Source organism: Faecalitalea cylindroides ATCC 27803 (genome assembly GCF_000469305.1).
In the GTDB taxonomy this organism is placed as follows: Bacteria; Bacillota_I; Bacilli_A; order Erysipelotrichales; family Erysipelotrichaceae; genus Faecalitalea; species Faecalitalea cylindroides.
Genome location: NZ_KI270946.1, coordinates 1 through 2,052, shown reverse-complemented (window position 1 = coordinate 2,052; position 2,052 = coordinate 1). Strand labels below are relative to the sequence as shown.

1 protein-coding gene is annotated in these 2,052 nt (G+C 28.1%); it reads left to right on the top strand.

Translation table 11 applies throughout. From position 1 onward, the window contains the following. Positions 1 to 243 precede the first annotated feature (243 nt). Positions 244 to 2,034, top strand: coding sequence for an S-layer homology domain-containing protein (locus tag HMPREF0367_RS09915; RefSeq protein WP_051335095.1), 1,791 nt, complete (start codon positions 244 to 246; stop codon positions 2,032 to 2,034). Positions 2,035 to 2,052 lie beyond the last annotated feature (18 nt).

The following is a 2,052-nucleotide window of genomic DNA, read 5'->3' as shown; positions in this document are numbered from 1 at the left end:
GCTGAATGTGCGACGATCATCATGCGATTTGTTGAAAATAATTAATTGTTTTATATAATTTTAGAAAGAATAACAGGGATTGTTACGAAAACAGTTCCTGTTTTTAGTTATATTTATCAATACTTTAATATCAATATTGAAAGGCAAGTATATACATATGATACTTGATTGAAAAAATGCTATAGCAATGATAATATAAAGGCAAATTAAATGGTATGTAACTAAATAGAGAGGTATAAAATCATGAAAATTAAAACTATGATTATAGTGTTGAGCTTTTTAGTATTTAACAGTATTGAAATAAAAGCTGCAGAAATATCACCTAATATAAAAGAACCTAATGGTTTAGAAAAGCAAGTGCAAACAGAAGAAACGGATTTAACATCACAATTAGACTCATATATTTCAATTGATGAAAATATTTTTCCGGACTCAGTGTTCAGAGATTATTTACGAAACGAATTTGATACAGATGGAGACAATAGAATTTATACAAATTCTATTAATGAAATTTCTGTCAGTTTACTAGGAATAAAGTCTTTAAAAGGTATAGAATCCTTTCCTAATTTAGAAAAATTGATATGTAGTGTAAATAATATTACTAATTTAGATTTACAAAATAATAAGAATTTAAAATACCTAGATTGTTCAGTAAATCAATTAAACAGTTTAGATTTGTCTAATAATACTGAATTAGAATTTTTAGAATGCTCTATGAATAATTTAGAAATACTTAACTTGAATAATCAAAGTAAACTTAAAGAGCTTTTTGCTAAAGAAAATATAATAAAATCTTTAAATTTGAATGGTTGTAATAGTCTTGAAAATATTCAAGGTGAAGAAAATTTAATCGATAATATTGATTTAAGTACATGTTACAAATTACGTTATCTAAATTTGAGGAATAATGAATTAAGTCATTTAGAACTCAACAACAATCAAGACATTGAGGAGTTATATCTAGATAATAATAATATTTCATCTTTAGAATTAATAAACTGTCCGAAGCTGATTATTTTATATTTAACTTCTAATCAAGTTTCTAATTTAGATTTTTCAAACAATAAAAATTTACAACAACTATTTGTTGGCGACAATAACTTAACTTCTTTAAATTTGGAGTTTAATCAAAATGTAACGCAATTCTTTTGTCAAGACAATAATCTTGCATTTTTAGATTTGACAAATCAAAAAGATATATATTTGTTGTCATTGAGCGATCAGTTGATTAATATGGAAGCTAAATTAGTTGAAGGTGAATGGGTAATACCTGTTTCGGAATATGTTCCAAAAAGGTTTTGGAATCGATTGACGTTTGACGAAAATTATAATTTTGATTTAGAAACAGGGCGATTAATTCTTCCAAATAATAAAGTCCAAAAAATTAAATATACATGTAAAACAGTAGAAAATGAATTATCTGACAATGACAGTAATATGGTGGTTAATGTAAATGTTGTCTATAAAAATGATGAAAACACGTATTTTACTGATATAAACGATACAGACTGGTTCTACGAATCCGTAAAATACGTATATGACAATGGTTTGATGACAGGACTAAACGAAACAACCTTTGGACCATATGAAAATCTAGCCAGAGCCCAGTTTGCGGTTATCCTACATCGAATGAATGATGAACCAAGTATCGAGTATACAAACAAATTCCCAGATGTAGCAAATGAACAATGGTATACAGATGCAATATTATGGGCAAATGAAATAGGGGTTGTTACAGGATATAGTAATACCGGACTCTTTGGAACAGGAGATCAAATCAACCGAGAACAAATGGCTGTCATGATGTATCGTTATGCACAATATAAAGGATATGATACAAGTGCAAGTGCAGACTTTAGCAAATTCAATGATGCAGTTTATGTAAATGACTTTGCCAAGGATGCCATGTCATGGGCAGTAGGAACAGGAATCATTACAGGAAAAGATAATGAGACAAGATTAGATCCACAAGGAAGTGCAACGAGAGCGGAATGTGCTACAATTATTATGCGATTTATGGAGTATTATAAATAATTGAATAAATTTAAGTTG